Here is a 23,707-nt window from a genome sequence, read left to right as displayed (position 1 = left end):
TCTACCTCCTAACCCCAATGGATGGCTGACGCTGCTTTTCGGACCGGGTTGCGTGTGACCGACAGGATACGGCCGGAGTTCATTCGGATGACCTGGTCGGCCATCTCGGCGATCCCGTTGTTATGGGTGATGACGACGACCGTCTTATGAAAGGTATCGTTCAGGTCCTGCAACATTTGCAGGACCTTCTTCGAGTTCTCCTCATCGAGTGATCCGGTCGGTTCATCGCAGAAGATGATGTCCGGATTCTTCGCGAGACTGCGGGCGACGGAGACACGCTGCTGCTCGCCTCCGGACAATTGGTGTGGGTACTTGTCGCGTGCGTTTGTCAGGCCGATCGATTCGAGAAGCTCGTCGATCGGCAGGGGATTCGTTCCGATGTCCGAGCCGATTTGGATGTTTTCATAGACGGTCAGGTTCTGCAGCAGATTATATTGCTGAAAGATGAAACCGAGATGCTGGCGTCTGAAGGCGGTCATCTCACGCTCCGTCAAGTCGGTCAGACGAACATCCCTGAACTGGATCGTTCCTGAGGTGACGGAATCGAGTCCGCTGATGACGTTGAGCAGTGTGCTCTTCCCGCTGCCGCTTGGACCAAGGATGACGACGAACTCGCCTTCAGCGATCGTCAAGTCGATGTCCTTGAGCGCTGCGGTCTCGATATCTCCGCTCCTGTAGATTTTGCTGACGTTCTTCATCACGATCATCGCACGGTTCCCCCTTCGCGTGAAAAAATCACAGTGTTAATGAATTCCCCTTTTCCTTGGTTGAATCACCTTTTGAAGGATTATTTCGTAGCGAATTCGTGAATAATGGCACATAGTCCTTGCATTTTTTTAAAATCGTGCCTTCTTGAAAACGGTCCTTGTAATCCCATATATAGATATTGTGACGGATTAAAAGAGGAATTCATACTAAATACGGGAGATGGACAGCATGAATACACAGTTGCTCTACCAGCAAGTCATACTTGAGCCGGACTCAAGCCTCGCTCAGGAGAACGCGAACGTCGATGGACGGACACCACTTGCGAAACTGAACCGGATTGCGAGCGTCGTATCGAAGGAGATGATGCATGAACAGTTGTTGACTCCTGAGGTCAAGGAGGCGCTCGATGAACAGTTGATCTATATCCATGATGCCGATTATTACGTGACCGGGACGACGACGTGCGCGCAAATCCCGCTTGCGAGGTTATTGCAGGACGGATTCCATACCGGCCACGGGTCGATCCGTCCCCCACAGGACATTCGTTCGGCGCTCGCGCTCGCCTCGATCATTCTTCAGGCGAATCAGAACATGCAGCATGGCGGGCAGGCATACGCGACCTTCGACCATGACCTTGCACCATACGTCGAGAAGACGTTCCTCCGTGAAAAAGAGAAGCTCGAACGACTGCCCTACGCCTGGTCTGAAGCGGAGCTTGAATCCTATGCGCTGAAGGAGACGTCACGCATCACGGATCAGGCGTGTGAGGCGTTCATTCATAATGCGAATTCGATGCATTCGCGTGGCGGCGGGCAAGTGCCGTTCGTCTCGATCAATTATGGAACGGACAGCTCGAAGTTCGGCAGGATGCTCATCCGCTCGTTGCTTCTTGCGACGGAAGCCGGTCTGGGAAAAGGGGAGACGCCAATCTTCCCGATCCAAATCTTCAAGGTGAAGAACGGTATGAATTTTCAGCCGGAGGATCCGAACTACGATCTGTTCAAACTCGCGACACGTGTCACAGGAAAGCGGCTGTTCCCGAACTTCTCTTTCCTTGACGCCCCGTTCAACCGGGCGATCGATGACGATCCGGACTCCGAGGTCGCCTATATGGGATGTCGGACCCGCGTGCTTTCGAACAGGCACGGTCGTTCGAGTGCGGCTGGGCGAGGGAACCTTTCGTTTACGACCGTCAATCTCGTCCGCATCGCTCTCCTTGCTGAAGATGAATTCGATTTCCTCGAACGACTCGAACAGACGACACGGCTCGCCTGCACTCAGCTGTATGAGCGGTATCTCTATCAGGCGGAACGGACGGCTGGTGAGTTCCCGTTCCTGTACCACCACGTCTGGCTCGAAGGGGAGGAACTCGCATCTGAGGATGTAGTCAAGGACGTCCTTCGGCACGGGACGCTCTCTGTCGGATTCATCGGACTCGCGGAAGCATTGAAAGTGTTGACGGGCTTTCACCATGGAGAGTCAGACGTCGCACATGAAACCGGCATCGCCTGGGTCCAGTTGATGCGCCGCGTCGTCGAGCAGTATGGGCATGTCATGAAGATGAACTACTCGCTGATCGCGACGCCTGCCGAGGGACTGTCCGGAAAATTCGTCCCGTTCGATCGAGCACGGTTCGGTGAGATCCCGTTCGTCACGGATAAGCCCTACTATACGAATTCTTTTCACGTCCCGGTGTCCTCGCGATTGACGATTCGGGAGAAAATCAGGCGCGAAGCCCCGTTCCACGCGATTTGCGACGGGGGGCATATCACGTACGTCGAGGTGGATGGTGCGCTCGCTGCGAATCCGGAAGCGATCGAGGACATCGTCCGATTGATGTTCGATGCGGGAATCGGTTACGGTTCGATCAATCATCCGGTCGACCGTTGTCTCGACTGCGCGACGGAACAGACGATCGAATCGGTGTGCCCGGTCTGCGGCGGACGGGAGATCGAACGGATTCGGCGGATCACGGGGTATCTCGTCGGGACGATGGAGCGATGGAATGAGGCGAAGCGCATGGAGGAAAGGGACCGGGTGACGCACGATGCGGCTTCTGTCACTCGTCCCTGATTCCGTCGTCGACGGTCCGGGTTTGCGGAGTGTGTTATTCTTCGCCGGCTGTCCGCATCGCTGCGATGGCTGCCATAACCCTGCTTCTTGGAACGCGAGGGGAGGAACGGAATGGGAAATGTCCGAAGTCCTCGACTGGATCAAAACATCCGGACACCGGAAGTTGACGATTTCAGGCGGGGAACCGTTCCTCCAGGCAGACGCCCTGGCGGAACTTACAGACATCCTGGCGAGGGAAGGGTACGACATCTGGGTCTATACGGGGTATACGCTCGAAGCATTGCGACAGATGCCTTCTGATTCGGTGAAGCGCATATTGAACACGATCGATGCACTGGTCGACGGACCGTTCGTCCTGGCTGAGCGGACGCTGTCTCTGCCATATCGGGGAAGTACGAACCAACGGATCATCGCGAAAGTGGACCTTCAACAGAAGGGGTGAGGCTTGTCTTACAGGTACCATGTCGCTATACTTTGTAAATGGAATGAACGGATGAACTGCTTTGATGCCAGTGAGAGTCTGGTATCAAAGCATTTTTAATGGAAAAGGAGTCACAAAACATGAAAAACTGGAAAAACGACTGGCTCGGTCAACCGCGAGCTGACCTGCTGTCGGGCTTGGTCGTCGCGCTCGCGCTCGTCCCGGAGGCGATCGCGTTCTCGCTCATCGCGGGCGTCAATCCGATGGTCGGTCTATATGCCTCGGTGATCATCGCGATCGTCATCTCACTTGCCGGCGGGCGACCGGCGATGATTTCTGCCGCGACCGGAGCGATGGCGCTCGTCGTCGTCGACCTCGTCAAGGACCATGGTCTCGACTATCTGCTCGCTGCAGGGATACTGGCAGGTCTCCTGCAAATCCTGTTCGGTTATCTCGGGGTCGCGAAGCTGCTTCGTTTCATCCCGAATGCCGTGATGGTCGGGTTCGTCAACGCACTCGCCATCCTGATTTTTTCGGCACAGCTGCCGCAATTCAAAGGCGAGAACTGGATCATGTACGCGATGGCGCTCGCCTCGCTCGCAATCATCCTGATCTTCCCGCGCATCACGAAGGCGATTCCGGCACCGCTCGTCGCTATCGTCATCATGACGGGAATCAGCCTCTATTTCACGCTGGATACACGCGTGATCGGGGACATGGGGACAATTTCATCAGCACTTCCGCAGTTTTTCCTGCCGAACGTGCCGCTGAGTCTCGAGACGGTCGCGATCATCTTCCCGTACGCGTTGTCGCTCGCGTTCGTCGGATTGATCGAGTCGCTGTTGACGGCACGCATCATCGACGGGATGACGGATACGTCGTCTGACAAAGGACGGGAATCGCGCGGTCAAGGGATCGCGAACATCGTCGCCGGCTTCTTCGGCGGCATGCCGGGTTGCGCGATGATCGGCCAATCGGTCATCAACGTCACTTCCGGCGGCAGAGGAAGACTGTCGACATTCACGGCGGGCACCGTCCTGCTTTTGTTGATGGTGACGATGAACGACCTGCTGATGATGATTCCGATGGGGGCGCTCGTCGGCGTCATGTTCTTCGTCTCATACGCGACTTTCGACTGGAAGTCGATCGCGATGTTGAGAAAGGCACAAAAAAGTGATTCGGCGATCATGCTTTCGACCGTGTTCGTCACGCTCGTCACACACGACCTGTCGCTTGGCGTGTTGACCGGCATCCTGCTCGCTTCCGTCCTGTTCGCTTCGAAGGCGGCGAACATCACGATCGATCGAAGCGTCGGAAAAAGCACTGTCTCGTACAAGGTTACGGGACCGCTGTTCTTCGCTTCGACGACGACGTTCCTCGAACAGTTCGACCCTGCGATGGACCAGGACGTTCGGCACGTCACGATCGACTGCAGCGAGGCACACATCTTCGACGACTCCGGCGTCAAGGCGATCGAGACGGTCGTCGAGAAGTATGAGGCGCAAGGACTGGAAGTCAAGCTCATCGAATTGAACAGAGAATCGGATGCCCTGCTCGCTCGCCTTGCGCGGCACGGCTGATACTACGGGGACCCTTTGAAACGAGGGTCTTTTTTAGGGGGAATGAGTATGTACATACGTGAAATCACGGATCAGGACGTCAACGAGGAGATGTTCGACGTAAAGGAGTGGAGCACGAGGAATGCCGTCCGCATGCTGCTGTTCGATCAAGCAGGACGAATTGCCCTGATGTTCGTCGCGCGGGACGGCTATTACAAGCTGCCCGGCGGGGGGATTGAAGGTTCGGAGTCCCATGAGGAGGCGTTAAAACGCGAAATCGAGGAGGAGACAGGCGCGACGTTCGGTCTAATCGAGTTGTTCGGAAGCTGTACGGAGTTCATGAGCAAAACCGCGATGCATCAGGTCTCGACGATCTATACAGGAGAAGTCGTCCGGCACGGGCAGCCGGTGTTGACGTCAGACGAGGAAGCGGCCGGCTTTACGCTCGAGTGGAGGACCCCGGAGGAGGCGCTTCGGCTCCTCGAGACGAAAAGGTCACCCGGCTATTTCGACCGTTTCATCGCAACGCGTGACACGGAGATCGTCCGTTCGTTCCTGTCGCGCTGAAGGAAGAAGGTCCGATGGTCTTCGAATTGAAGGCGCGTTTTGGTATACTGCAGGAAAAGGGGGAATGTTCTGTGAATTGGTGCCGTTTTACACATGAAGGAAAAGAACGGGTCGGAGTGATCCGCGACGGACAGCTCTACGACGTGACGAAGCAAGTCTATTCGGAGTCGCTGCTCGAGGTGATCATGCTCGAGTTCGAGCCGGACATCGACCTTGATGTCGCACCTCGGATCGATGTGAAGGAGGCGGTTCTTCTCGCGCCGTTCGTGCCGCATCGCAACGTCATCTGCGTCGGGAAGAACTATGCGGATCATATCAAGGAGATGGACACGGAAGGGGCAGGCAAGTTCGTCCTGTTCACGAAGTCGCCGACGTCGATCGTCGGGCCGTTCGAGGCAATCGAACGCCATCCGGATTTGACGGATCAACTGGACTACGAAGGCGAACTCGCCGTTATCATCGGGGAACCGGGACGCGACATCGATCCGGAGCGAGCGCTCGATCACGTCTTCGGCTACAGCATCATCAACGATGTGACGGCGCGGGACCTGCAAAAGGAGCATGTCCAGTTCTTCCGGGGGAAATCGCTCGACGGCTTCTGCCCGTTCGGTCCGTGGATCGTCACGGCCGACTCGCTCGACCCGGGCGACCTGCTCGTCGAGACACGCGTCAACGGTGAAGTCCGGCAATCCGGTTCGACGAACTTGATGTTGCGGGACGTCAAGACGATCATCTCTGAAGCGTCACGCGGGATGACGCTCTTGCCGGGAGACATCATCGCGACCGGCACGCCGGCCGGAGTCGGGCACGGTATGAAACCGCCTGTATACCTGCAGGCAGGAGACGTCGTCGAGGTGTCGATCGAAGGGATCGGCAGCTTGCGAAACCATGTCGAATGAAATCGGTCATACAATCCATTGAAGAAGGGCGAGGTCCGCTAGCGCGGACGCTCGCCTTTTTAGTACGCCATTTCGGTCAAACGATGACGGGGGAACATGGAAAAACGGTCAATATTTGACCGTTTTCGGGTATAATTGATTAAGGTCAAGCGAATGAACTACTGAATGTGACTGTTTATGGTTGTTATTTTAATAAATTTGAATGATTTTGATTGATTTTCGAATGAAAACGCTTTATATTGAGAGTGCGGAGGGAAATTCATGTTAACCAAGCAGCGCCATCAAGTAATTCTAGAACTGGTAGGAAGAAATGAAATCGTCAAGATGCAGGAGATCGTCGAACGAACCGGAGCGAGCGAATCGACCATTCGCCGCGACTTGACCCGGCTCGAGGAAGCGGGCTATCTCAGACGCGTCCACGGAGGCGCGACGGCGAACCACATGCAAATCGACGAACCGAGTTACCTCGAGAAAAGTGACCGTCACATCGAGGAGAAGGATGCCATCGCCCGTGTCGCAGCGGAACGAATCGAGGATGGGATGTATGTCTATCTCGATGCCGGAACGACGACGCTCGCGATCGTCCCTTATTTAGAAGGAAAGATGATCACAGTCGTCACGAACAGCCTTCCGCTCGCAAACACGCTGCTCTATCACCGGATCCCGACGTTCGTCGTCGGCGGCCAACTGAAACATTCGACACAAGCGATGGTCGGTTTCAATGCACGGGAGGGGATGATGATCTATCACTTCGACGTCGCATTTCTTGGAATGAACGGGGTCCATCCCGCGCATGGCTTCACGACGCCGGATCCGGAAGAGGCGCTCGTCAAGAAGACGGCGATCGAACTAGCGAAGAGGACTTATGTACTCGTCGATGAGACGAAACTCGACCAAATCAGCTTCAGCAAGGTGGCGCCGCTCGAAGCAGCATCTATCATCACAGGGACGTCGCAGGAAGCTGCGGCGAAATACAGACAATTCACAGAGGTGGTGAACGTACGATGATCTACACACTTACACTCAATCCATCCATCGATTATTATGTGACACTCCCTCGCTTCGAACCCGGTCAAGTCAATCGGGTCGAGGAGGCGAAGCAGGTCGCCGGCGGGAAAGGGATAAACGTCGCGATCGTGTTGAAGAACTACGATGTCGAGGCGAAGGCGCTCGGTTTCATCGGTGGCAGCACTGGAGAATTCATCAAACGTGAACTGAGTGAACGCGGCGTACTGACCGATTTTACGCCGATCGGCGGCGAGACGCGCATCAACGTCAAAATCAGGGCAGACCGGGAATCCGAGCTGAACGCGGCCGGACCGGCCGTCAAGGAGGCGGAACTGCGCGATTTGATGGAGCGGTTCGAACAGATGGCCGGGGACGACATCGTCGTCCTTGCCGGCAGCATCCCGAGCAGCCTGCCGCACGACCTTTACCGGAGAATCGCTGAAGTGTTGAAGCGAAAAGGCGTCAAGTTCGCTCTCGACACGACGAAGGAGGCGATGCTCGAAGTGTTGCCGCTTCACCCGTTCTTCATCAAACCAAACCACCATGAGCTCGGAGAGATGTTTGATGTCGACATCACGTCGAAGGAAATGGCGATTCCCTATGCGAAGAAACTCGTCGAACAGGGAGCGGAAAACGTCGTCATCTCGTTCGCAGGAGAAGGAGCGTTGCTCGTCAATCGGCACGGTGCATACAGTGCAAGCTCGCCGAAAGGTCAGCTCGTCAACTCAGTCGGTGCCGGCGACTCGCTCGTCGCAGGTTTCGTCGCGAGTATCGCGCTCGGCAGACGGCCGGAAGAAGCCTTCCGCTATGCCGTAGCGACAGGCAGCGCTTCTGCCTATACGTTCGGACTCTGTACGAAAGAGGACATCATGCGCCTTGTCGATGACGTCCATGTCACTGAACTCATACAATCCTAAAGGAGTGGGAAATATGAAAATCACGGATCTTCTCACACGCGACACGATCAAGCTCGATCTCGCGTCGACTTCGAAGGCGGGCGTCATCGATGAGCTCGTCGACGTCCTGCACGGTGCAGGAAAGCTGAACGACCGGAATGCTTACCGCGAGGCGATTCTTGCGCGGGAAGCGCAAAGCACGACAGGACTCGGGGAAGGCATCGCCATCCCGCACGCGAAGACGGCTGCGGTCAAGACACCGTCAATCGCCTTCGGACGATCGACAGGAATCGATTACGAAGCGCTTGACGGTCAGCCGAGCAAACTCTTCTTCATGATCGCAGCAGGTGAAAAGGCGGATAACGCCCACCTCGAGACGCTTTCGAAACTGTCCGTCTACCTGATGGATGAGGATTTCCGTAAGAGCATCTATGCGGCGGAGACGAAGGATTCCGTCATCGCGGCAATCGAGCGGAAGGAACGGGAGGAGGAGGGTCACGTCGAAGCACCTGTCACTGCGAAAGCTCCGGCGGAGAATGCGCCTTACATCCTCGCCGTCACAGCATGTCCGACAGGCATCGCCCACACATACATGGCGGCAGATGCTCTGAAGCAGAAGGCAGAAGAGATGGGCGTGCGGATCAAGGTCGAGACGAATGGATCGACTGGCGTCAAGAATCCTTTGACAGCAGACGACATCGCGAATGCGACAGCTGTCATCGTCGCTGCCGACAAAGCAGTCGAGATGGACCGTTTCGACGGCAAGCGCGTCATCGAGGTGCCGGTCGCACAAGGTATCCGTAAACCGAAGGAACTGATCGATCGCGCCGTCAGACAGGATGCACCGGTCTATAAAGGGAGCGGATCAGGCGCAACGAAGACTTCGGAACGCGGCGGTTTCTACAAACATCTCATGAGCGGGGTTTCTGCGATGTTGCCACTCGTCGTTGCCGGTGGTCTGTTGATCGCGATCAGCTTCTTCTGGGGTATCAACTCGGCGAATCCGGATGATGCGTCGTATAATGAATTCGCTGCTCAGCTCATGACGATCGGCAAGGCGGCATTCGGCTTCCTCGTCCCGATTCTTGCAGGCTTCATCGCGATGTCGATCGCTGACAAACCGGGTCTCGCGCCAGGTCTCGTCGCAGGCCTTCTTGCGACACAAGGTAACGCCGGCTTCCTTGGCGGATTGATCGCCGGTTTCCTTGCCGGTTACGTCGTCCTTCTTCTGAAGAAGGCATTCAGCAAGCTCCCGGCAGCACTCGAAGGAATCAAGCCGGTTCTGCTTTACCCGCTGTTCGGTTCGTTCATCGCCGGTATGATCATGTTGCTCGTCGTCAACGAACCGATCGCCGGGTTCATGAAGTGGCTGACGGATTCACTCAACAGCTTGAGCGGCGGCAACGCGATTCTGCTCGGCCTCATCGTCGCCGGTATGATGGCGATCGACATGGGCGGTCCGCTCAACAAGACGGCTTACGTGTTCGGTACGGCAGCATTGACTGCCGGTAACCAGGAAATCATGGCTGCTGTCATGGCAGGCGGGATGGTACCGCCACTCATCGTAGCGCTTTCGTCAACACTGTTCGCCCGCAACAAGTTCACGCCTCAAGAGCGTGAAGCAGGTATCGCAGCTTATGCGATGGGTGCGTCCTTCATAACGGAAGGTGCCATCCCGTTCGCCGCAGCAGACCCATTGCGCGTCATCCCGTCTTCTGTGATCGGTTCTGCGATCGCCGGTGCACTCACGATCTTCTTCGGAGTCCTGCTTCCTGCACCTCACGGCGGCGTGTTCGTCTTCCCGCTCCTCTCGGGAGCAGGCAACGTCTTCATGAGCATGGGGCTCTATGCGGCCGCCATCGCGATCGGTGCGCTCGTCGGAGCGGTCATCCTCTCGCTTTGGAAACGTCCACTCGAGTCGAAGGCTCCGGTCACGGCAGAGACGGATGCAACGCAAGCTTCATGAAAATGAAATCACTTCGGTCCGCCGAAGTGATTTTTTTGTTGTAATTTTCGGGTAGATATAGAAGGATAGGGACATACCGAAGAAAAAGGGGGAACAATTACGATGGGACAATCGCTCCAGCTCGGCCCGAGGACGATCAAGACAGGTCTCGCCGTAGCCCTTGCGCTCCTCCTCAGCGAGCTTTTCAAACTCAGTCCGATCCTGCCTGCCATCTCTGCGGCATCGACGCTCCTGCCTTCCGTCTATCAGACGTGGAAACAGTTCCTCGAGGAAGCGGAGGCGAACTTGATTGGGGCAGTGCTGACGTTCCTGACGATTCTGCTGCTTGGGACGAACCAGGCGAATCCATTGACGATCGGCATCGTCATCATGGCGACGATCTCGATTTTGCTCGCGTTCGGTTTCGGCCGAACGATTCCGAACGTCGTGCTCATGGTCATCATCATCCTCGAAAGCATCGATACGGCGACGGACCCGGTCTGGCAGGTCGTCCTGACGCGTTACCTGATGGTGATGCTCGGCATCGCCTGTGCCCTCGGGGTCAACGCCGTCGTCTTCCCGCCACGCTACGGCAGCGCCTATTACCAGAAGGCGACGAAACTGTTCGAGAAGGTGCTCGTCGTCACGCGCGCCATCGCCTTCGAAGGGAACATCGCGCCGTATCGTCCGGCGATCGATAAGATGGGCAAGACGAAGCAGGAGGCAAGAAACCTGTTCGACCTGCATGAGGAGGAAGTGAAGGGGACGCGGCAAAAGCACGCCTCGCTCCTGCGCAATCTCGTCATCCTGAAACATATGCAATCATGTCTCGAGAAAGGCGTGCGGACGGCAGAGCGCTTCCGTGAGAAGGAGAAGTCGCTCGTCAAGATCGCCCCGGACCTGAGAAGTGAGCTGTTCTTCCATTTGATGCACATCACACAGCGGCAGGAGAAGGTGTTGTTGACGTATGACCTGCTGCTCGAGGATGAGCCGCTCGCGATGGAGGACCTCGTCAAGGAGAACATCGCCTTCGTCAAACATTCGTTCCTCGACCGTGACGAAATCGAGGAGGGCATCATCATGGAAGTGCTCCCGGTCGTCGTCGCGATGAACGAATGGATCCGTGAGATCGAGCAGTTCGAGCGCAGACTCGAGACGGCGCTGAAGCGGCACGCGGCTTCGCTGTCGATCGAGCAGAAGACGATTCGTGACAAGACGTTCAGCCGTCTTAAACGCAAGAAGGCGATCGAACAGGCGAAAAGTTGATCATATGGACGAAAGGCACCCGTACACGGGTGCCTTTCGTATGTGGATCGTCGATTCTCATGGATGAATGTCATAGAGATGATCAGTCAGAATGATCCGTTTGCCGATGAACACGACACCTTCCGCTTCGAGCGCGATCCGCTGCTCCTCGCCTTCGAGCGAGAGTTCACCCCGTGCATTGACGACGCGGTGCCAAGGCAGACGTTCCTTGCTGCTGAGCGAATGGAGGATCCTTGAGACCTGACGAGCTCCTCGCGGCTTTCCGGCGTATGCTGCGATCTGTCCGTACGTCATCACCTTGCCGGGTGGAATCCGCTTGATCAAATCAATGACGTCGCACGTGAACTGTGTATACATTCAATCACCTCAAGCTAATCGTATCCGAGTCTGTGGCCTTTGAGCAAGTTGATTGCGCCGCGCATGGCATGAGGCGTAGAGTGAGGACAGAACCTAGAAAAAGAGGATGTGTATCTGTTGAAACTCAGTATTTTGGATCAATCCCCGATCTCCCGGGGGCAAAGCGCATCAGACGCATTAAAAGAGACGGTCGAGCTCGCTAAGACCGCTGAGCAGCTTGGCTATCATCGTTTTTGGGTATCCGAGCATCACTTCGCCCGTACGCTCGCAGGCTCGAGCCCGGAAGTGCTGATCAGCTATATGGCTGCCGTGACGGAACGGATCCGTCTTGGGTCAGGCGGTGTCATGTTGCCGCATTACAGCCCGTATAAGGTCGCTGAGAACTTCCGTGTCCTCGAAGGGCTTGCCCCGAACCGGATCGACCTCGGACTCGGCCGCGCGCCAGGCGGAATGCCGCTCGCGACACGTGCCTTGCAGGACGGGAAGTCTCCGCGATTCGGCGGTGACGATTACGGCCATCAGCTCGACGACCTGATTGAATACTTAGGGGAAGGCGCGCCTGCCGATCACCGATTCGCGGGACTCGTCGCGACGCCGGAAGTCGAGACGATGCCGGAAGCCTGGTTGCTCGGCTCGAGCGGCGGCAGCGCATTGAATGCCGCTGAGCGCGGATTCGGTCTTGCGTTCGCCCACTTCATCAACGGGGAAGGCGGAGAAGCGGTCCTCGACTACTACCGCGAACAGTTCGTTCCGTCCCGTTTCAACGAGCAGCCGCAGACGCTCGTCTCGATTTTCGTGACATCTGCCGAGACGGCGGAGGAGGCAGAGAGCCTCGCGTCGACGCTCGATTTGTCGCTCCTGTTGCTTGAGAAAGGGGAACCGCGCGAGACGACACCGACGATCGAGGAGGCGCGGAACTACCCGTATTCGTTCGAGGACCAGTTCCGCATCGCCCGGAACCGGAAGCGGATGATCGTCGGCACGCCGGACAAGGTAGCACAGGAACTGAAAACACTGGCCGAATCGTACGGTACGGACGAGGTGATGATCGCATCGATGATTCCGGACCGAAAGGCGAAACAGAATTCGCTGCGATTGATCATGGAGGCTGTCAAGCAGCTCGAAATCTAAGAAAAGGCCCGTCCCAAGCTGCGTCAGCAGCGCGGAACGGGCCTTTCGTGATGAATCAGCCGGCCTTCGCCATCTCGGAGCGGACGACCGTCTTGAGCCGACCCATCGCAATAGTGATGGCGATAAGCATCGAGACCGAGCTGAACAGGAAGAGCCATTGCAGCGGGACATAGTCACTCAGGAAGCCGAACAGCACGGTGCCGAGCGGGGCGATGCCGAGCGCCATCGATTCGATGACGCCCATGACGCGTCCGAGGTAACGCGGGTCCGTCTCCGTCTGCATATAGATTTGGATCGGGATGTTGACGCGCAGGATGACGAAACCAAACGTGAGGAAGAGCGTTACATAGTAGGCGACGATCCAAGTGTCTCCCGGGAATGGGAAGATGAGCGGCAACGCCGGCAGCGCGAACAGGAGAGCAGATTGGTAGAGGGAAATCCGTGTCGTCGCGAGCGGCCGTCTGATCTTGAAGCGCGGTGTCGACAAGAGGACCGAGGCAACGAGCAGGCCGACGGCGAACATGCTTTCAATGAAGCCGAACTGAACGGATGAGAGTTCGAGCCGTTCAAGCGCGATGATCGGGAAGAGCACTTCAAGTGCGATGAAGAAGAAATTCAGCACAAGTGCGAGCTGCGTCAACGTCCAAAGCGTACGCTGGTTCAATAAATAGTGAAACCCTTCCTTTATTTCACTCACCATACTCGTGTCCTCTTTTTTCTCGACGACACGCTCAAGGAAGAGGAGCCTTGAGTCGAGGAAGGCTGCTAGAAGAAAGAGCGTGGCTGGCAGGATGACGAAGAAGTGGAACGGCATGAGCGCATAGAGGAAGCCGGCGGCTAGCGGTGACGAGATGCCTGAGGCCGAACCGACTGATTGCATGAGCGAGTTGGCTTTTTGGAGATCATCCTGTTCGAACAGTGACGGGATGGATGAAGTCAGAGTGACGGAGAGAAATGTCGAGAAGAGTGTCAACAGACCCGAGACGATCATGAAGTGGTAATAGTGGAATGTGAAGAGCGTGCTGAGCGTCATCGTCAGGAAGAGCAGAACGCTCGAGGCGATCTCCATCGAGACGATGATTTTCTTTCGGTCAAAACGATCAGCGAACGCTCCGGCGACCGGCGAAAAGAGAACACGCGGTAACATGCCGGCGAGCAAGACGAGCGAGAACTGAAGACCTGAACCCGTCTCCTTCAAGACGATCAGACCGGCGACGAAGGCGAACAGTCCAGAACCGAACAGAGAGCTGAATTTGCCGACTAGCAGATAAGGCAGGTTGCGTTTCATATAAATCCTCCTCTTTGACTAAAAGTTCAATTTGATTTAACATTATGATATAACAAGGTTAGGACGATGTAAAGATAAAAGTTAAATATTTTTTAACTTTTAAGGAGGGTCTTCATGATTGGCAGTCGGATCAAGGAACTGAGAAAGAGGAAGCGGATGACGCAGACGGAGCTTTCGGAAGGCATCGTGACGAAATCGATGCTCAGCATGGTCGAGAACGGCAAGGCGGAACTGTCTGCTAACGCGCTGCGGGAGATTGCCGTCCGGCTCGGCGTGACGACGACGGAGCTGACGATCGACCAGGAAGCGGAAGTGATGAAGGAAGCAGTTGAAAAAATCGAGAGATCGAACATCCGCCATGATAAGGAGAAAAGGCGTGAAATCCTTCAGCCGTTCGCGAATGGTCAGGTTGATTCCTATTGGCAGGGGCGTGTCTACCTTGAATATGCCGACTCCTTGCCTGACAGCGAGCGCAAAGAGATTCTCGGTTACATCGACAAAGCAGAGAAGCTGTCGATGCGCCTTGCGGATGACGACGAGATGATGATGGCACGTATTTCAAAAGCGTTCTATTTGTTGAAGTGGAACCGGTTCGACGCTGCGATGGATGTGATCGCGGAACTCGAGACCCCGCGTGACCGGCCGCTCCAACCGGCGACACAAATCGAATTTCAAATGCTCCTCGCCTTCCGGGCGATGATTTATTATGATCATTTCCCGGAGGCGATCTCCGTATTGAACGATGCTCTCCGGTATATGAAACGAAAAGAGACCTTCTACCGGGCGGATGAGGTACACCGTCTTCTGGCGATGGCATATTTCCTCAACGGGGAGGAGAAGGCATACGAGCGGGAGATCGATAAGGCTCTCCAGTATGTCAGCTTCACAGAGGACGAGGTCGCCCGGGTGCGGATCAGTTTGTCGAGATCGTTGATTGCGGTTTTCCGCGAAGACGCAGCCGACATCAGAAAGCAACTCGATATCCTGCGGAAGTTCGATTCCAAAGGACTCCAGCCGTTCATCGATTTTGCGACAGGCATGCTCGCCTTGCTTGAAGAGGACATTGACTCTGCTTCTTCGGCATTCGATTCACTTTGGGAACAGCGCAAGAGATGGCTCGAACACAGCGTACTCGATCAGGGTTACCTCTGTCAGGGGTTGCTCCAGGCAGCGCGGAAAGGAATCGGGACGGACCGTGTCGACGCGATCCGTGAGATCGTCAGCAAGTTCCCGGAAGGTCATTACAAGAAAGATACGCAGCAGCTGCTCGATCAGCTGACATGAAAAAGACGCCTCGGAAGCTTTTGCTTTCTTGAGGCGTCTTTACATTCATATTCTTTTGAAGCCGAGCAGGTGACCTGTCCAGTAACTGCTGCTGAGCTTCGTGATCGTCAGCAGCGGTTCGACCGCATGGATGAATTCCTGGTCGTTCACCATGATGCCCATGTGAGACGGACCGGACGTATATGTGTTCTCGAAGAACACGAGATCGCCGCGCTTCGGTGCCGTCAGCTTCGAGAGCTTCGGACCGAAATGAGCATCGTTCGACCAGTAACCTGCGACATTCGTCCGTCCGACGGGTTTGCCGCCCTGGTTGACGACATAGGCGATGAACCCTGAGCAGTCGAAGCCGCCATTGAGAGGAGACGAGGACGCCCAGATATAAGGTGTGCCGATGTACGCCTGACCAACGGAGATAGCGCGTTCCATTACCGTCGCACCGACCGGCTGTACGACAGGCGGGATTGCTCCCGTGACGACATAGTCTTTCGCTACGTAATAAGATACACCGTTGATTTGAATCTGGTACCACCCGCTACTCGCTCCAGTCGTCTCGCCAGTGACCGTGAGGACGGTCCCGTCGGCAAGCTTGGTGTATGGCGCAAGTGTGGTATCCGGTGTCCGGCGAACGTTGAGACCGGTCGATGAGTTGACTCGATACGTCTTCGACGTGTCGACTGCGATGACCGGGACGGCCGGTGTACTTGGAGCTTGGGTAACAGGAGGAGCGATGACTGCATTCGTCGTCTTGACGAGCTGCGACGCGACATAGACCGTCTTGCCTGAAAGCTTGATCTGATACCAGCCAGGCAGACTGCCGGTCACATCGAGTACCGTCTTGTTCGCGACAGTCGTCATGATGTTGTTGCCCATCTCCGGACTTGTGCGGACGTTAAGCCCTGATGCTGAATCGACGCTGTATGTCTTCGATGCGTCGACAGGTGAGACTGACAGTTTCAAAGGAAGCGATGGCGTGGCCGGTTTTGCGGCGTTTGGTTTAGATTGTTTGAGCGAGACGAGTGGTGCGTGGACGTACGCCGTCTTGTTCGAGTAGCTGATCTCGTGCCAGTTGTTCGATGTCTTCTTGATGGTGACCTTCGTACCGAGCTTGAGTTTGCCGAGCACCTTCGAGACGGTCGTCGGTCTCTCACGGACGTTTACGTTCTCCGTATTCGTTACATATGTAGCTGCTGTCTGTTTGATTGCGACCGTCTTCGCATAGGCGGAAGAGACATAGGCAGTCTTTCCGGCATATTTGATTTGATACCAGCCGCTAAGTTGCTTATAGGCCGTCAACTTCGTCCCCTTTTTCAAGGTCGCGAGCTTTTTAGAAGAAGTCGTCGCGCTGGCACGGATATTGACATTGTCGGTCAGCGTGACTTGCGTCGTCGCGGCAGAAACGCTCGACGTATTCGTGGCCGTACCGATCAGTACGGCGGCAGTGAGGGCAAGGGTGGTTTTCTTCACGAAGCGTTGCTCCTTCCAAAGTCGATTTGTCCATTCTTCCATCTCATTTTGTCATATCGAAATCTCGATTCCCCATTTTTCAAAAGATATTTTCCGGAGAAATCAGGTGAAATGATTCAAGGCGATTTCTTACGATTTTTCACATTGATGTCGTACAATGGAAATCATGGAAGAAAAGGGGGATACATATGATTAAACGATTTTTCCGTTATTATTTGCCGCACCGGAAATTGTTCGCGATCGACTTCGCGAGCGCCTTCTTCGTCGGACTGCTCGAACTCGGTTTTCCGCTGGCCGTCCAGTGGTTCATCGACTCTCTCCTTCCCGAAGGGGACATGAAGCTGATCTTCATCGTCAGTTCAGGGCTCCTCGCCCTCTACTTGATGAGCATGGCGATGCAGTACGTCGTCAACTACTACGGCCACAAGCTTGGGATCAACATCGAGACGGACATGCGTGAGGAACTGTTCACCCACGTTCAACGTCAGTCGTTCCGCTTCTTCGACAACACGAAGACGGGACACATCATGAGCCGGGTGACGAACGATTTGTTCGACATCGGCGAACTTGCCCATCACGGACCGGAGGATGCGTTCATCGCTGTCATGACGCTGCTTGGTGCATTCGGGATCATGATGACGATCAACGTCAAGCTCGCACTCGTCACGGTGGTCTTCGTCCCGTTCCTCATCGCCGTCATCAGTTATGCGAACTCGAGGATGAACCGCTCCTGGGACCGGATGTACGGAGACATCGCGGAAGTCAATGCCCGCGTCGAAGACAGCGTATCAGGTGTGCGCGTCGTCCAGTCGTTTACGAACGAGGAGCATGAGATCGCTCGTTTCCGAAAAGACAACCGGACGTTCCGCAAGTCGAAACTGCGCGCCTATCAGGTGATGAGCAAGGGGCACGCCGGCATCTACATCATGACGCGGCTGATGACACTAGCTGTCCTCGTTTATGGCGCCTATCTCAGTTTCATGGGACAGCTCAGCTACGGTGAGCTTGTCGGATTCATCCTCTACATGAACATTCTGCTCAAACCGATCGACAAGATCACGGCACTGCTCGAGCTTTATCCGAAAGGGATGGCCGGATTCAAGCGCTTCGCGGAGCTGCTTGACCAGGAGCCAGATCTCAAGGAGCAACCGGACGCGATCGACGTCACGAAGTTGAGCGGACGAATCGTCTTCGAAGACGTCAGCTTCGGCTATGATGCGCACCAGCTCATTCTCGATCAGCTCAGCCTGACGATCGAGCCCGGTCAGACGGTTGCCTTCGTCGGGACGTCAGGTGCCGGCAAGACGACGATTTGTTCGCTCATCCCTCGCTTCTATGACGTCACGGACGGTGCGATCACGATCGACGGGCTCGACGTGCGTCAAATGACGAAGCGCTCGCTCCGTTCGCAGATCGGTATCGTGCAGCAGGATGTCTTCCTGTTCGCTGGAACGGTCGGGGAGAACATCGCTTACGGGAAGCTCGACGCGACGCAGAAAGAAATCGAGCTGGCGGCCGAACGGGCGCATCTCAGCGAGATGATCGAAGGTCTGCCGCACGGCTACGACACCGAGATCGGTGAGCGGGGGCTGAAGCTGTCAGGCGGTCAGAAACAGCGCCTCGCCATTGCCCGGATGTTCTTGAAGAATCCGCCGATCCTGATTCTTGACGAGGCGACTTCCGCGCTCGATACAGAAACGGAGTCGATCATCCAGGAGTCGCTGCAGGAGCTGTCGAAGGACCGGACGACGCTCATCATCGCGCACCGCCTCGCGACGATTCGAAAAGCGGACCGCATCCTCGTCGTGACGAAGGACGGGGTCGTCGAGGACGGGACGCACGAGGAACTTGTCGAAAGAGGCGGCTTCTTCGCCGGACTGCTTGAGCGTCAACGCGTATGAATGGCTCGCGAACCGAATGAATAAGAGAGCTCCGCCGAAAAAAACGGCGGAGCTCTCTAGTATCTGCGTTTGTCTCGGCGGAAACGGGAAATGGATAGAAGAGTGGATTCAAAGAAAGGGGATGGCGGCATGTATGACTTGTTCTGTGACAACTTCGATTCGATCAGCCCGGCCCTCAAACATAAGCTGACATACGATTTCAATCGCTTTCTCGCCTTGTCCTACACGGTTCAGGACCGGACGTTCGACCCGGAAGAGTTCGGCCGGCTCGTCCGCTCGTTGAAGAAACAAACGTCTGTCTTCTCGCCGTTTCGCGGTATGTTCGGAGCCTTGATCCTGTCGCGGGTCGGTCGGACGGGAAATGCCGAGGACGAGCTGAAGCAGTTGCTCGCGGCTGACAAGCGGCTCGACCGGAGACCGTACCGGCATCTTGCGCGGCGCCCATTCCTCGCACTGACGCTGACGAGGACGCAAGAAGGTGCGCTCGAGAAGGGCGAAGCGATCTATCTGGCGTTTCGGAAGGCACATCCGTGGCTGACGAACGGGGATGACAGGATCGCGGCGTTGCTGCTCGGGGATCTGGATGAGCCGGAGACGCTGACGATCGACCGGGTCGAATCCTTCCACGAGGCACTGCGACGGGCAGGGCAGACACGGACGAACGACCTTCAGCTCGCCGCTCAGCTCCTTGCCTTGACGAAACTTTCACCTGAGACGGCAGTCGAGCGGATCGGGACATGGCAGGCTCGCCTGAAACGTGAAAAAATCGGTTTGACGCTCGCGCATCTGCCGTTGCTCGCACTCGCCGCGACAGTCGAGGATTCATTCGAACGGGATATGAACGCAGTCAAAATCTTCGCCGATCGGGAGAACTCCCGGCGTCGCTTTAGCAAACCGCAGGATCTTGCGATCGCACTCCACCTGTTGATCGCGCGAAGATTGTTGAAGGACGCGGATCAGCTCGCATACCATGAAAGAGGGGATTTGCTGCTCGAAGCACAACATGTCGCGTTGCTCGCGGCAGCGACTGCAGTCTATGAAGCGATGACGGAATGATGGTGCGATTGAAAAAGGGATGGGACGCCGGACCAGACCGGTGCTCCATCCCTTTCATGTGTCTGATCAGTCGAAAATCGTGAAAGTCGATCGCCGCTCGATCGGATAGAGCTCTTTTTGTGCGACGTCGTTCAGGATCGCCTGATTCCGCGAGACCGACATCCCGAGATTGTCTGCGGCTGGACCGTGTGACAATTCAAGGTTCGCTGTCGCATACAGATGATGGCTCCCGCCCTTCTTCCGCTCGATTCGGTAGGCATCGTTCACTTTCCACCCCGTATCCGTCTCGAAGACGATATCAAGGTGTTGTGTGAAGGAGGGGAGGGACGGCTTGAAGCCGGTCGCAGCGATGACGGCGTCTGTGTGCAGGACGCGCCGGTCACCAAGTTGCGTATGGGTGACCTCGATATCATAGCCGTCCCCTCTGCGAACGGCGTCGACTTCAAGGTTCGTTCGGATCTTGATCCGTTCCTGCTGTTCCGGGTCCAGGTTGTAGAGCTGTTCGTAGATCGTTTGGAGCGTCTCCGGACTGATGCCGTTCTGAGAACGGGCGAAATCGCTGACGCTGTCCTTTCTGACTTCGAGCGGAAGCCGGTTGAAGTATTCGATGTAATTCGGGGAGAAAATCTCCTCGCCGAGTTTTCCCGTCTCGAGCGTCTCAAACAGCGTCGACCGTGCGATCCATTCGAGTTCGAACGCGGCAGTCTTTTGCTCGACGAGCAAGTCGAGGAAAATCTCAGCTGCACTCTGGCCGGAACCGATGATCGTGATGCGGTCCTGCTTGAGCAATTCCTGTTTGTTGGTCAAGTACTCCGTGTTATGAAGAACATCTTCGAACGAGTCCGGAATCGATGGGACGGAACCGGTACCGATCACGAGATGCTTCGTCTCATAAGTAGTCCGCTCACCGCTCGCCGTCGACTCGACGACGACTTCGTAACTATCGCCGGTATCGAACACATCGACGACACGTGAGTGGAAATGCAGGTCAGGGAGCTGCTTCGTCACCCAGGTGAGGTAAGCGTTATATTCCCGGCGTGAGATCAATAATTTCTCATAAAAATAAAAGGCATGGAGCCGCCCTTCGGAGTGAAGAAAATTCAAGTAGGTGAACGTGCTCGTCGGGTCGGCGAGCGTGACGAGGTCGGAGATGAAGCTCGTCTGCATCATCGTGTCACGAATCATCATGCCCGGGTGCCATGAAAATTGTTGGCGCTCATCGAAGAATGCTGTCTTTAGCTCAGTCGGATGGGCGAGCGCGCTAAGTCCGAGATTCATCGGTCCGATGCCTACGCCTATGATGTCATACATGAAGAAGCCTCCTGTTAAATGATATTGTTCTAAAACAATACCCATGCAAGGAGGCGATTCAAACTTCGGGCATACAGTTTGTTCAGAGCTGATTGGTCGAAGAGACGGTAGCTGTGACGGTACGAGCCTTCCCGTTTCGCAGGAACTCGACATCGACTGTCCCGTCCGATTTGACGAGTGCGGTCTTTACGTCCGCAAAGCTCTCGACCTTCTTGCCGTCGATCGAGATGATGACGTCACCTGATTGAAGCCCCGCGTCCGCTGCTGGGCTGTCCGGCTCGACTGCGAGGATGACGACCCCTGTCGTTTGACTATTCGGCAGGTTGATCTGCTCTTCGAGGTAGCCGGACGGAAATGCACTGACGTCCTGAAGGGAGACACCGAGCGTCGGATGTGCGACCTTCCCGTTCTCCTCCAACTGTTTGATGATCGGGAACGCCTCATCGATCGGGATGCTGAAACCGACCCCCTCGACGCCGGTCTCGGCGATTTTCATCGAATTGATTCCGATAAGTCTGCCTTTTGCGTCAATCAGGGCTCCTCCCGAGTTGCCTGGATTGATTGCTGCGTCGGTCTGGAGGACTTCCGTGTTGAAATCGTTTTGTCCGTCCTCGTTCGTATCGACCGGGACTGTTCGATCGACGGACGAGATGATGCCCCGCGTGACCGAGTTCTGGAATTCGCCGAGCGGGTTGCCGATCGCGAAGACGGTCTGCCCCTGCTTCAGCTCGCTCGATTCACCGATCTTGATGACATCCTTTACCGCTGAGCCGTCGACCTCGAGGACGGCCAAATCATAGGTCGCATCGCTCCCGAGCAGCTTCGCCTCAAGCTTTGTGCCGTCGTTCGTCGTGATTTCGAGTTTGTCCGCGCCATCGACGACGTGGTGGTTCGAGACGATGTACGCTTTTCCGGATGATTTCTTATAGATGACGCCGGAACCGGAACCCGATGCCTCGTCAGATGTGTTGAACGTGCCATTGTTCGAAAAGCTCGTCACGGTCACGACGGATTTTTGAGCGGTCGCGACCGTGTTCGTCAAGGGATCGTTCGACGTCGAGGACACTTGTTTCGGCATACCGTTCAGAAGCGGCGTATCTGCGACGGGAGAGAGGTCGCTGGCCAAAAAAGGGAACGCGAGCATTCCTGTCAATACGGATCCGAGAATGCCCCCGGTGATTCCAGGAAGAATCTGTTTCTTCACGACACATACATCCTTTCGCTGAACATATTTATATCTTTACTATATCAAAAGCGTTTATGAAACAATCGATTGCGGTGCGTTTCTCAAAATAACTCATCATTCCCCACAATCGTGCATTACTTGAGTATACGATTCGCTTCTCGTACACTGAGGAAAAGATGGGGGTGTACATAATGGAAAAGGTGTCACGAATCGCGTACGGGATTTTGATGACGGTGGCTGGAATCGGCCATTTCAAGAACGAGAAAGGTTTTACAACTATCATGCCCGAAATCATCCCTTTCAAACGGGGAATCGTCCGTTTGACCGGCATGATCGAGGTCGTGTTCGGCTTACAGCTGTTGACGGGGAGGGGCGTCGCGTCCGTGCGCAAGTTCTTGCCAGCTTTCCTCGTCGCCGTCTTCCCGGCGAACGTCAACATGTTGACCCACCCGAAACCGATCAATGGGAAGCTGTTGCCGAAATGGCTCCTTGTCGCTCGCTTGCCGCTGCAAGGCGTGCTGATTGCTTGGGCACGGCGTTTGAAATGACACGAAAAAATACCCGGCAGACTTCAACGGAGGAAGTCACCGGGTATTTCGGCGTGAAGCAGGAATCAGAGATTCTTGTTGACTGCCAGCAAAGACTGCTCGGCGATTTGTTCATACGTGCTGTCGTTCGGGTGGAATTGGTCGCTCGACAAATCGCGTTTGACGTCCGTTACGAGATTGAACGTGTCGATGACTTCAATGTCGTATGCGAGACCGAGCTGTCTGATCGAGGCATTCCATTCCTGGACGATTTCATCGAATGCCTCGCCATTCGGATTCGCACGGAACGGATTGTATAGCCCGACATAGAAGATGACGGCATCTTCGTTCTCTTTCCGGATGAGGGAGAACGTCCGGTCGATGTTCTTTTGGGCGGCGACGATCGTCTTCGCCGTCTTCTTCGGATCAAAGTTCGAAACGCCTTCACCGCGGTTGAACAGGTCATTGCCGCCGATCGTCAGCGAGATGACTTTCGCTTCTGATAAGGAACGCCGTACTTCCTTCTGCTCGAGCTGTTTCAGGAGGTCTTCCGTCCGTGCGCCGCTGACGGCAAGGTTTTGGAATCGTTCGATTTCATCGTCTTTCTTCAATTCCTTGCTGACGATTGCAGCGTAGCTGTTTCCGGAAGAGGCACCGACGCCGCGCGTCAACGAGTCACCGAGCGCGACGTACGTGCTTCCGTCTGCAGCCGGCTCCTCTTTCGTCGGTGTCAGGACCGCTCTCTTAGGCGGATTGACGACGTCCTGGTAGGCTGAAGTGAAACCGTAGCCGAATAACGCCGTAAGAAGGACGGAAACCGTCAGAAAGAACGGCCATTTCAATCGTTTCATAAATCATGC

General features: G+C 55.6%; 21 protein-coding genes. 14 read left to right on the top strand and 7 right to left on the bottom strand.

The annotated features are described in order from the left end of the window. Positions 1–8: 8 nt before the first annotated feature. Positions 9–707 (bottom strand): ABC transporter ATP-binding protein, encoded by a 699-nt coding sequence (locus DFG60_RS00825; protein ID WP_114569825.1) that lies wholly within the window; start codon positions 705–707, stop codon positions 9–11. Positions 708–936: 229 nt separating this feature from the next. Here DFG60_RS00825 and DFG60_RS00820 point away from each other — a divergent pair, with 229 nt between their 5' ends. The 9 genes from DFG60_RS00820 to DFG60_RS00780 all read left to right on the top strand — a co-directional run bounded on the left by DFG60_RS00820 (position 937) and on the right by DFG60_RS00780 (position 11,342). Next, entirely contained in the window at positions 937–2,781 is a 1,845-nt protein-coding gene (locus DFG60_RS00820; RefSeq protein ID WP_114570015.1) for an anaerobic ribonucleoside triphosphate reductase, read from the top strand. Continuing rightward, positions 2,756–3,223 carry an anaerobic ribonucleoside-triphosphate reductase activating protein gene (nrdG, locus tag DFG60_RS00815; RefSeq protein WP_114569824.1) on the top strand — a complete coding sequence of 156 codons (468 nt, stop codon included), beginning with the start codon at positions 2,756–2,758 and terminating at the stop codon, positions 3,221–3,223. The genes DFG60_RS00820 and nrdG overlap by 26 nt, the downstream gene beginning before the upstream one ends. A gap of 119 nt (positions 3,224–3,342) precedes the next feature. After that, the gene (locus tag DFG60_RS00810) at positions 3,343–4,782 is read left to right on the top strand and encodes a SulP family inorganic anion transporter (protein ID WP_114569823.1); all 1,440 of its coding nucleotides are present in this window, start codon (positions 3,343–3,345) and stop codon (positions 4,780–4,782) included. A 48-nt stretch (positions 4,783–4,830) separates the two neighbouring features. Continuing rightward, on the top strand, positions 4,831–5,328 hold the full coding sequence (locus tag DFG60_RS00805) for an NUDIX domain-containing protein (RefSeq protein ID WP_157964459.1): 498 nt from the start codon (positions 4,831–4,833) through the stop codon (positions 5,326–5,328). A 71-nt stretch (positions 5,329–5,399) separates the two neighbouring features. Then, positions 5,400–6,227: a fumarylacetoacetate hydrolase family protein gene (locus DFG60_RS00800; protein WP_198661518.1), complete on the top strand. Its 828-nt coding sequence runs from the start codon at positions 5,400–5,402 to the stop codon at positions 6,225–6,227. Between the two features lie 261 nt (positions 6,228–6,488). Continuing rightward, a complete protein-coding gene (locus DFG60_RS00795; RefSeq protein ID WP_114569820.1) occupies positions 6,489–7,235 on the top strand; it encodes a DeoR/GlpR family DNA-binding transcription regulator in 747 nt (248 codons plus the stop codon). Next, entirely contained in the window at positions 7,232–8,152 is a 921-nt protein-coding gene (gene pfkB, locus DFG60_RS00790) for a 1-phosphofructokinase (RefSeq protein WP_114569819.1), read from the top strand. Before DFG60_RS00795 ends, pfkB begins: the two co-directional genes overlap by 4 nt. 13 nt (positions 8,153–8,165) lie before the next feature. Then, positions 8,166–10,097 (top strand): PTS fructose transporter subunit IIABC, encoded by a 1,932-nt coding sequence (locus DFG60_RS00785; RefSeq protein ID WP_114569818.1) that lies wholly within the window; start codon positions 8,166–8,168, stop codon positions 10,095–10,097. 102 nt (positions 10,098–10,199) lie between these two features. Continuing rightward, positions 10,200–11,342: an FUSC family protein gene (locus DFG60_RS00780; RefSeq protein ID WP_114569817.1), complete on the top strand. Its 1,143-nt coding sequence runs from the start codon at positions 10,200–10,202 to the stop codon at positions 11,340–11,342. A 57-nt stretch (positions 11,343–11,399) separates the two neighbouring features. Here the strand turns inward: DFG60_RS00780 and DFG60_RS00775 are convergent, their stop codons facing one another. Then, entirely contained in the window at positions 11,400–11,699 is a 300-nt protein-coding gene (locus DFG60_RS00775; protein WP_114569816.1) for an MGMT family protein, read from the bottom strand. Between the two features lie 114 nt (positions 11,700–11,813). Here DFG60_RS00775 and DFG60_RS00770 point away from each other — a divergent pair, with 114 nt between their 5' ends. Beyond that, complete coding sequence (locus DFG60_RS00770; RefSeq protein ID WP_114570014.1) at positions 11,814–12,830, top strand: LLM class flavin-dependent oxidoreductase; 1,017 nt, start codon at positions 11,814–11,816, stop codon at positions 12,828–12,830. A 55-nt stretch (positions 12,831–12,885) separates the two neighbouring features. Here DFG60_RS00770 and DFG60_RS00765 read toward each other — a convergent pair whose 3' ends face one another. Continuing rightward, positions 12,886–14,118 (bottom strand): MFS transporter, encoded by a 1,233-nt coding sequence (locus DFG60_RS00765; RefSeq protein ID WP_114569815.1) that lies wholly within the window; start codon positions 14,116–14,118, stop codon positions 12,886–12,888. A 114-nt stretch (positions 14,119–14,232) separates the two neighbouring features. On the opposite strand from DFG60_RS00765, the gene DFG60_RS00760 reads away from it, so the two are divergent. Further along, on the top strand, positions 14,233–15,402 hold the full coding sequence (locus DFG60_RS00760) for a helix-turn-helix domain-containing protein (protein ID WP_114569814.1): 1,170 nt from the start codon (positions 14,233–14,235) through the stop codon (positions 15,400–15,402). 45 nt (positions 15,403–15,447) lie between these two features. Here the strand turns inward: DFG60_RS00760 and DFG60_RS00755 are convergent, their stop codons facing one another. Continuing rightward, positions 15,448–16,866: a C40 family peptidase gene (locus tag DFG60_RS00755; RefSeq protein ID WP_114570013.1), complete on the bottom strand. Its 1,419-nt coding sequence runs from the start codon at positions 16,864–16,866 to the stop codon at positions 15,448–15,450. 188 nt (positions 16,867–17,054) lie between these two features. Between DFG60_RS00755 and DFG60_RS00750 the strand changes: the two genes are divergently transcribed. Then, complete coding sequence (locus DFG60_RS00750; protein ID WP_114569813.1) at positions 17,055–18,767, top strand: ABC transporter ATP-binding protein; 1,713 nt, start codon at positions 17,055–17,057, stop codon at positions 18,765–18,767. Between the two features lie 129 nt (positions 18,768–18,896). Then, a complete protein-coding gene (locus tag DFG60_RS00745; RefSeq protein WP_157964458.1) occupies positions 18,897–19,823 on the top strand; it encodes a DUF4003 family protein in 927 nt (308 codons plus the stop codon). Positions 19,824–19,889: 66 nt separating this feature from the next. Here the strand turns inward: DFG60_RS00745 and DFG60_RS00740 are convergent, their stop codons facing one another. Together DFG60_RS00740 and DFG60_RS00735 are read right to left on the bottom strand one after the other, a co-directional pair. Continuing rightward, complete coding sequence (locus DFG60_RS00740; RefSeq protein WP_114569811.1) at positions 19,890–21,134, bottom strand: lysine N(6)-hydroxylase/L-ornithine N(5)-oxygenase family protein; 1,245 nt, start codon at positions 21,132–21,134, stop codon at positions 19,890–19,892. 82 nt (positions 21,135–21,216) lie between these two features. Beyond that, complete coding sequence (locus tag DFG60_RS00735) at positions 21,217–22,338, bottom strand: S1C family serine protease (RefSeq protein ID WP_232818573.1); 1,122 nt, start codon at positions 22,336–22,338, stop codon at positions 21,217–21,219. A 173-nt stretch (positions 22,339–22,511) separates the two neighbouring features. Here DFG60_RS00735 and DFG60_RS00730 point away from each other — a divergent pair, with 173 nt between their 5' ends. Then, positions 22,512–22,868 (top strand): DoxX family protein, encoded by a 357-nt coding sequence (locus tag DFG60_RS00730; RefSeq protein ID WP_114569810.1) that lies wholly within the window; start codon positions 22,512–22,514, stop codon positions 22,866–22,868. A gap of 65 nt (positions 22,869–22,933) precedes the next feature. Here the strand turns inward: DFG60_RS00730 and DFG60_RS00725 are convergent, their stop codons facing one another. After that, on the bottom strand, positions 22,934–23,698 hold the full coding sequence (locus DFG60_RS00725; protein WP_114569809.1) for an SGNH/GDSL hydrolase family protein: 765 nt from the start codon (positions 23,696–23,698) through the stop codon (positions 22,934–22,936). Between the last annotated feature and the right edge of the window lie 9 nt (positions 23,699–23,707).

This window comes from Exiguobacterium flavidum, assembly GCF_003344535.1.
Classification (GTDB): domain Bacteria; phylum Bacillota; class Bacilli; order Exiguobacteriales; family Exiguobacteriaceae; genus Exiguobacterium_A; species Exiguobacterium_A flavidum.
Note: the sequence above shows the minus strand (reverse complement) of the source record. Positions and strands in the feature narration are given on the sequence as shown.

Coding starts and splice junctions, on each gene's coding strand:
- DFG60_RS00765 (WP_114569815.1), bottom strand. CDS start 14,118: ATGAAACGCAACCTGCCTTATCTGCTAGTCGGCAAATTCAGCTCTCTG.
- nrdG (WP_114569824.1), top strand. CDS start 2,756: ATGCGGCTTCTGTCACTCGTCCCTGATTCCGTCGTCGACGGTCCGGGT.
- DFG60_RS00730 (WP_114569810.1), top strand. CDS start 22,512: ATGGAAAAGGTGTCACGAATCGCGTACGGGATTTTGATGACGGTGGCT.
- DFG60_RS00785 (WP_114569818.1), top strand. CDS start 8,166: ATGAAAATCACGGATCTTCTCACACGCGACACGATCAAGCTCGATCTC.
- pfkB (WP_114569819.1), top strand. CDS start 7,232: ATGATCTACACACTTACACTCAATCCATCCATCGATTATTATGTGACA.
- DFG60_RS00740 (WP_114569811.1), bottom strand. CDS start 21,134: ATGTATGACATCATAGGCGTAGGCATCGGACCGATGAATCTCGGACTT.
- DFG60_RS00795 (WP_114569820.1), top strand. CDS start 6,489: ATGTTAACCAAGCAGCGCCATCAAGTAATTCTAGAACTGGTAGGAAGA.
- DFG60_RS00775 (WP_114569816.1), bottom strand. CDS start 11,699: ATGTATACACAGTTCACGTGCGACGTCATTGATTTGATCAAGCGGATT.
- DFG60_RS00820 (WP_114570015.1), top strand. CDS start 937: ATGAATACACAGTTGCTCTACCAGCAAGTCATACTTGAGCCGGACTCA.
- DFG60_RS00810 (WP_114569823.1), top strand. CDS start 3,343: ATGAAAAACTGGAAAAACGACTGGCTCGGTCAACCGCGAGCTGACCTG.
- DFG60_RS00745 (WP_157964458.1), top strand. CDS start 18,897: ATGTATGACTTGTTCTGTGACAACTTCGATTCGATCAGCCCGGCCCTC.
- DFG60_RS00805 (WP_157964459.1), top strand. CDS start 4,831: ATGTACATACGTGAAATCACGGATCAGGACGTCAACGAGGAGATGTTC.
- DFG60_RS00725 (WP_114569809.1), bottom strand. CDS start 23,698: ATGAAACGATTGAAATGGCCGTTCTTTCTGACGGTTTCCGTCCTTCTT.
- DFG60_RS00780 (WP_114569817.1), top strand. CDS start 10,200: ATGGGACAATCGCTCCAGCTCGGCCCGAGGACGATCAAGACAGGTCTC.
- DFG60_RS00760 (WP_114569814.1), top strand. CDS start 14,233: ATGATTGGCAGTCGGATCAAGGAACTGAGAAAGAGGAAGCGGATGACG.
- DFG60_RS00750 (WP_114569813.1), top strand. CDS start 17,055: ATGATTAAACGATTTTTCCGTTATTATTTGCCGCACCGGAAATTGTTC.
- DFG60_RS00825 (WP_114569825.1), bottom strand. CDS start 707: ATGATCGTGATGAAGAACGTCAGCAAAATCTACAGGAGCGGAGATATC.